The organism is Thermodesulfovibrionales bacterium (assembly GCA_035622735.1).
GTDB lineage: Bacteria > Nitrospirota > Thermodesulfovibrionia > Thermodesulfovibrionales > UBA9159 > DASPUT01.
The window spans coordinates 1-6589 of record DASPUT010000103.1 but is presented as its reverse complement, the minus strand read 5'-3'; the positions used below and the strand labels follow the sequence as shown (position 1 = coordinate 6589).

At 53.8% G+C, this 6589-nt stretch carries 7 protein-coding genes; 1 reads left to right on the top strand and 6 read right to left on the bottom strand.

Going from position 1 to position 6589, the window contains the following annotated elements:
* Nucleotides 1–43 precede the first annotated feature (43 nt).
* From VEI96_06000 to VEI96_05990, 3 genes are all read right to left on the bottom strand, one after another.
* Entirely contained in the window at nt 44–553 is a 510-nt protein-coding gene (locus tag VEI96_06000; protein ID HXX57534.1) for a shikimate kinase, read from the bottom strand.
* An 11-nt stretch (nt 554–564) separates the two neighbouring features.
* Entirely contained in the window at nt 565–1743 is a 1179-nt protein-coding gene (aroC, locus tag VEI96_05995) for a chorismate synthase (protein ID HXX57533.1), read from the bottom strand.
* Nucleotides 1744–1890: 147 nt separating this feature from the next.
* Nucleotides 1891–2223 (bottom strand): CPBP family intramembrane glutamic endopeptidase, encoded by a 333-nt coding sequence (locus VEI96_05990; protein HXX57532.1) that lies wholly within the window; start codon nt 2221–2223, stop codon nt 1891–1893.
* On the opposite strand from VEI96_05990, the gene VEI96_05985 reads away from it, so the two are divergent.
* The gene (locus tag VEI96_05985) at nt 2222–2416 is read left to right on the top strand and encodes a hypothetical protein (protein HXX57531.1); all 195 of its coding nucleotides are present in this window, start codon (nt 2222–2224) and stop codon (nt 2414–2416) included. The genes VEI96_05990 and VEI96_05985 overlap by 2 nt on opposite strands.
* Nucleotides 2417–2469: 53 nt before the next feature.
* Here the strand turns inward: VEI96_05985 and VEI96_05980 are convergent, their stop codons facing one another.
* From VEI96_05980 to VEI96_05970, 3 genes are all read right to left on the bottom strand, one after another.
* Nucleotides 2470–4284, bottom strand: a complete 1815-nt coding sequence (locus VEI96_05980) for a S8 family serine peptidase (protein HXX57530.1) — start codon at nt 4282–4284, stop codon at nt 2470–2472.
* A 165-nt stretch (nt 4285–4449) separates the two neighbouring features.
* Nucleotides 4450–5175: a tetratricopeptide repeat protein gene (locus VEI96_05975; protein ID HXX57529.1), complete on the bottom strand. Its 726-nt coding sequence runs from the start codon at nt 5173–5175 to the stop codon at nt 4450–4452.
* Nucleotides 5176–5240: 65 nt separating this feature from the next.
* Nucleotides 5241–6589 (bottom strand): TRCF domain-containing protein (locus VEI96_05970; GenBank protein ID HXX57528.1); only part of this gene is annotated, 1349 nt, incomplete at its 5' end.

The window sequence follows — 6589 nt, the reverse complement described above, 5'->3', positions numbered from 1 at the left end:
GAACCGATACAGATGCCGTAACTCCTCTCCCCGAGACCGACTTCTATCTCTTCCATCCGATTCTCTCTAAGATCTCCTCTGCGACTCGAAGGGGTGTCTTGGACTCGGTGTCTATCAGGACATCCGCGTTCTCATAAAAGGGCCGCCTGAATTCGAGGAGTTCCCTGATCCTCCCGAGGGGATCTTCGACCCGGAGGAGGGGCCGCTCGTCATTGCCGCTCGTCCGCTTAACAACCGTCTCCGGCGTTGCTGAAAGATTTACGATTACCCCTTGTTCCCGCAGCATATCGATGTTCTCCTTTCGGAGGACCGCTCCGCCCCCGGTGGATACGATGATACTCTTCTTCATCGAAATCTCCCGTATCATCTCCGTCTCGATATCACGGAATGCCGGCTCTCCGAAAGCGGAGAATATCTGATTGATGCTCATCCCCTTCGCTTTCACAATCTCGTCATCGAGGTCGATGAGCCTCCATCCGAGGATATGCGAAAGCTCGCGTCCGACCTCTGTTTTACCGGTGCCCATGAATCCCGTGAGAACGATATTTTTCATAGCGGAAGCTTTTAGAATTGCCTCACATACTCCTTGTACGACGCATAATTCCGCATGACTTCTTCCATGGTATCACCGCCGAACTTTTCGAGGAACGCGTCCGCCACGACGAGGGCTGTCATCGCCTCCCCGACAATTGATGCGGCCGGCACCGCGCAGACATCGGACCGCTCGTAGGAGGCCTCGAAGGGCTCCTTCGTGATGATATCGACGGAAGTGAGGGGGCGCCTCAGGGTAGGTATCGGCTTCATCGCGGCTCTTACGGTCACGGGCATGCCGTTCGTCATTCCGCCTTCGATGCCGCCGGCATGGTTCGTCTTCCGGTAGAATCCGGAGGGATCACGGAATATCTCGTCCATCACCTCCGAGCCGAAGCGGGACGCCATCCCTAAACCGGCCCCTATCTCTACTCCCTTTATCGCCTGAATGGACATGAGCGCCTGAGCGAGCCTCCCGTCCAGCTTCCTGTCCCACTGGATATAGCTTCCGAGCCCCGCAGGAACGCCTGTAACGAAGACCTTAAAGACGCCGCCGAGGGAATTCCCCTCTCTCATCGCGCCTTCGATAAGCTCCACCATCCTCTTCGTAATATCCTGATCGGGACACCTGACCGGAGAGGTTTCAGCCTGCTCGAAAATCTCTATGAGCTCTTTTGCCCCCGTTCCCCGACCATTGATCTCCGCCTTCAGGTTACCGATCTGTTCGACGTAACTTCCGACCCTGACGCCGAACTCTCCAAGGAATTTCTTCGCGACCGCGCCAAGAGCGACCCTCGCAGCGGTTTCACGGGCGCTCGCCCGTTCCAGCACGTTTCTTATGTCGTGCTGATCGTACTTTATCGCGCCGGAAAGGTCGGCGTGGCCCGGTCTCGGCCTCGTAACAGGGGGGATAGAGTCCTTCGCTCCGGCGTCGGGGGACATGCCGTCGAGCCAGTTCTTGTGATCCCTGTTCTCTATGAGAAGGGTGATGGGTGAACCGATAGTCTTTCCCCAACGGACTCCTGAAATTACGTCGGCATGATCTGCCTCTATCTTCATCCTCCCGCCCCTTCCGAACCCTGACTGCCTTCTCTTCAGGTCATTGTCGATTTCTGCTGAGGAAAGGGAGAGGTTCGCCGGAATCCCTTCTAAGGTCCCGCTGAGGGCCTTGCCGTGCGATTCCCCGGATGTAAAGAACCTTAGCCGCGCCATGCTCAAGTATATCACAGTGACGGGTGTTTATGGCTGATTGGGCATTCTCGTGCGTTGGATGTCCGCATATCTGGAACCTGAAGGGGCAGCATCTTCACGGAATCTCCAAAACCGTAGCCGTAACTTCAGAAGGAAAGCGATAAAATGCTAGGACATGTCAAAGAAGCTCAGGAAGACGGTATTCGCAGCAAAATGAAAGATCGTGGAAGCTATGACATTCGATGTACGCATGTAGAGAAGACCCATTACGAGAGAGGGGAAAAATGTCAGCACCGACAAGATGTCTCCATGAAAGATGAGACTGGGCAGATGCATGAGGGCAAAAAGAAGACTCACCGTTATCACCGCTGTCACGGTATTGCCCAGTCTCTCCTGAAGGAACCCCCTGAAATAGACTTCTTCGGGAAAAGAGACACAGAGAAGCTGAAAGGCGAGCGCGCCGGGCGGGCGAAGGGAGAAAATCCTGCCCGTAAGTTTCATGAAGCAGGCAAAAGGCAGTAATACGATGAGGGATACGACAATACCAGTAAAGAGATCTTTCGCGCCGAACCCGACCCTAATCCTCTCCCGAAAGAGAATGGGGACGATGAGAAGAAGGACCGGAATGAGGTATTTCCCTGAAGAGAAGGAAAAGGCATGGGAGAAAACCGTAACCGCAAAGAGAACCGGATAGGTATATAATGCCTTTTCCCTCTCGATCTTCAGCGTAACCCTGTGTCCCTCACCTTACCTTTTCCGCCTCATTACCGCTATGAATACCAGGGGCACGAGCAGTACCGCTATGTCGGCCACGGCGGTTGGCGCATTCGCCTTGCCCCCGATCGAACAGCCGCTTCCGCCTCCGCTCGCCTCGGGAACAGGAGCCGGCAGGGTCGTGGCAGCAGCGGTATAGGAATACGAGGAGTTGGCGGGTATCGTGTTGAAGGCCCTCACTCTGTAAGTATAGGTCGTAGACGCAGTGAGGCCCGAATCGGTAAATGCGGCAGCATCCGGTCCGAGCGTTGCGATCACAGCAAAACCGCTGCCTGAATCCCTCTCAACGGTGTATCCGTCTTCTCCGGTGGCGTTATCCGTCCATACAAGGGAAATCTCCGAAGACGATGTCGCCGTGGCGATAAGGTTCGTCGGTGTCAGTAGCGATGCGAGGGCCTTGAACGCATTGATCCTCCCTCCGGTCTGCACCCAGCCTGTAAGAGTCGGCAAGGCATCGACATACCTGAGGATCGTCGCGCGTACCTGCAAGTAGGTAAAATCAGCATAGGAGACGGTGAGCAAGCCTGCGAGACCTGAGACATGAGGCGCAGACATAGAAGTGCCGCTGCAGAAATCATATCCCGCAATAGGCGAACCTGAGCAGAGGGAGAAGGTGAGACCGGGGGCAATCGTGCTCAGGATATAGTTACCGGGCGCCGCGACCTGAACGGAATTGGGGCCGAAATTGCTGAAAGGAACCCGGTTGTCGTTCTGATCGGTGGCGGCAACGGCGATGATATTCGGGAGATTAAAGCTGGCAGGGTAGAACGGGGCCAAGTCATTGTTCGTGCCGTCATTGCCCGCCGCCGCGATGAAGAGGACCCCGGCAGTATTTGCGGCGTTTATCGAATCAAAGAGGGCCTGGGAAAAATCACTGCCACCGAAGCTTGCGTTGATCACCTTCGCCTGGTTTGCGACTGCATATTGTATGGCCGCAATCACATTCGCGTCGGTTCCGACTCCTGCGTTGTCGAGGGCCTTCAAGGCCATCAGCTGTGTACTCCACATCACTCCGGCAACGCCTGTGCCATTATTGCCGACGGCGCCGATGATGCCGGCGACATGCGTCCCGTGCCCGTTGTCATCCATAGGGTTATTGTTGTTGTCGACGAAATTCCATCCTCTGCAGTCATCGATGAATCCGTTCCCGTCATTGTCAACGCCGTCGGTACAACTCGTCTCTCCCGGATTCGTCCATATGTTGCTCACTAAATCAGGATGGGTATAATCTATCCCTGTATCGACGACAGCGATGCTGATCGCACGGCTTCCCTGAGTGATATCCCACGCCTGGGGCATCCTGATATCGGCTCCGGCCGTCCCGCCTGCGAATGTGCCGGTATTGTTGAGGGCCCACTGCTGCGGATTGAAATAGGTATCGTTCGGAGTGGTGGCGCTGGACCGGACGATATAATTCGGCTCCGCGTACTCCACATTGGGGTCTGCCATATAGCGCAGTATCGCATCCTTTACCGAAATGCCCTTGAGGGTAACATGCTCGAGATTAGGGACGAGGCTGAACCTCTTCTTCAGAGAGGCGCCGCTTGCCTGATGTATACCCGCTGCCGACTTTGCTGAGACGCCTGACTTGAATTTCACGAGGAGCTCCCCCTCCCGATAATTCCCTTTTTCCATCTGTGAGAGGATGGACTGGACCGTCATCTTTGGAGTACTCGTCTCCTTCGCTGCAGTCATTACGCCTTGCGTGTTGGAAGCAATGCCTGCGGTCTGTTGATTACCGCAGGACAGAAGCATCAAAGCCATGATAATATAAATCACCCTTTTCATTTCTCGCCCTCTCCTTCCCCAAAAAGAGATTTTTATCATTCCACCTCAAATTGAATCATATTAATTCTTTATTGTCAAGTAATTTTAGGATTTTGTTAGAGTTTCTTGTTAAGAATACTCTGTAACTTTTTGAAACAATGGAAAGGACTCTGGAAAGGGATTATTTCAGTAATTCATTATCTCGAGGAGATCTTCTATATCCTTCTCATCGCTGCTGCTAACGATGAGTTTCTTGTCCTGCAGGTCTCTCCGAGCCTTTTCCCTGTCACCTTTATATTCGGGGGCCAGCTCGATAAATTTCTGGAGAGCAGCAGCAGCATCGCTGTATCTCCCTACCGCATTATAACTCAAGGCAAGGCCGTAAAACGGCAGGTAAAAATCGGAGTTTCTCCGTATAGCCTCCTTATAAGCCTCGACGGCGTCACTGTACTTGCCGAGCCGGTAATAGGTCCGGCCGAGATTGTTGAACGCCTTATAGGCATTTTGATAGAGAAGGTTGGAAAGAGCCGTTTTGTATGCCGCAACGGCGTCGTTGTATCGTTCAGCCTTTTCGTACGCGAAACCGAGGTTGTTCCATCCCTCGGAAAAGTTTTTATCTACCCTGACAGCCCTCTGAAAAAAATCGATCGCCTTCGGATAGTCATCGAGCTTCAGGAGATAGATGAGACCGATTGCGTTAAGGGTCTCCTTGTCGTTTGGGTTCAGTTCGAGCGCCTTCTGGAATTCCACGAATGCAGGCTGGATATTATTATCGTTGAGGTACGATACTCCAAGTTGAAAGTGAGCCGAGGCCGCCTTCTTGTCCTCTGCTTTTGTTGTGGCGCAGCCGAGTGAAATGAGGAGGATCATTCCCGGTACAAGCAGCCTTAAACTCCCGCTTCTTTTGTCCATGGTTCATGTAAAATTAGCAGAAAATTCACGAGAAGTAAAGGGATTTTCTCCCCTCACCATAGGGGTTAGGAGAATGCGGCAGGAGTAAGCGGGTTCAGCAGTTCCTGTAAGATGTCGTGGGCTACCCGAGGCGCATCATGTCCTTCCGGAAAATTTCGGCTGTCCAAATCAAAACCGTCTTTCCGAAAACGGATACCGGAAAAAGTCTTCTGGAGGGAGACGATGCCTTCCCCGACACTTGGAGGTGTCTTATCGGAAACAAGGAACCTCACCTTTCCGTCGATCTCCGAGATGCCGGCAAGCGAAAGCTTCCTCGCCATAATCTTTAGCCTCATGATGTCCATGAGCTTCTTCACCTCTTCGGGCAGAGCGCCGAAACGGTCTGTCATCTCCGATTCTACGCCGTCGATCTCTTCGTCAGCTTTCGCGCTCGCTACCCGCCGGTAGAGGCTCAACCTGAGCGCGAGGTCCTCGATATATCCCTCAGGGATAAAGGCAGACACGGAAAGATTAATAGACGGCTCGATCTCCTCTTTCACCTCGATCCCCTTCAGCTCGGAAACTGCCTTTTCGAGCATCTCCATGTACATGTCGAAACCGACGGCATGCACATGTCCTGACTGCTGAGGGCCGAGAAGATTTCCTGCTCCCCTGATCTCGAGATCCTTCATCGCCAGCCTGAAGCCCGCCCCGAGATAGCTCATGTCCCTTATCGCCTGGAGCCTCTTCTTCGCCTCATCGGTGATGAGGTCCTCTCCCGGGATCAGGAAATAGGCATAGGCCTTGATATTGGACCTCCCAACCCTTCCCCTGAGTTGATAGAGGTCCGCGAGCCCCATCCTGTCCGCCCTGTCGATGATAATCGTATTGGCAGTCGGGATATCGATGCCGGCGCCTATGATATTCGTCGAAAGGAGGACGTCGAGGTCTTTTCTGAGAAATCTGTGCATCACCCCTTCGAGTCTCTTTTCCTGCATCTGACCGTGCGCGATATCGATCGAAGCATGGGGGAGGAGCCTCTTGAGAAGAGCTGCCACCTTTTCGATGTCGAAGATGACATTATGGACGAAGAGGACCTGGCCGCCCCGCTGGAGTTCACGCTCGACGGCCTCTCTTATCAAGGCCTCGTCAAACATAGAGACGATGCTCCGCACGGCGAGCCTCTCCTCGGGGGGCGTCTCTATGAGACTCATACGCCTGATGCCCGAAAACGCCATCTGAAGCGTCCTCGGGATGGGGGTAGCGGTCATACTCAATACATCGACGCCGCCCTTCAATTCCTTAATCCTCTCCTTCTGTCCGACCCCGAACCGGTGCTCCTCGTCGATGATGAGGAGTCCGAGGTTATCGAAGGTCAGGTCCTTCTTGAGGAGCGCCTGCGTCCCGATGATGATGTCTACCTCTCCCCGAGAAA

Coding starts and splice junctions, on each gene's coding strand:
- VEI96_06000 (HXX57534.1), bottom strand. CDS start 553: ATGAAAAATATCGTTCTCACGGGATTCATGGGCACCGGTAAAACAGAG.
- aroC (HXX57533.1), bottom strand. CDS start 1,743: ATGGCGCGGCTAAGGTTCTTTACATCCGGGGAATCGCACGGCAAGGCC.
- VEI96_05985 (HXX57531.1), top strand. CDS start 2,222: ATGAAGCAGGCAAAAGGCAGTAATACGATGAGGGATACGACAATACCA.
- VEI96_05990 (HXX57532.1), bottom strand. CDS start 2,223: ATGAAACTTACGGGCAGGATTTTCTCCCTTCGCCCGCCCGGCGCGCTC.
- VEI96_05980 (HXX57530.1), bottom strand. CDS start 4,284: ATGAAAAGGGTGATTTATATTATCATGGCTTTGATGCTTCTGTCCTGC.
- VEI96_05975 (HXX57529.1), bottom strand. CDS start 5,175: ATGGACAAAAGAAGCGGGAGTTTAAGGCTGCTTGTACCGGGAATGATC.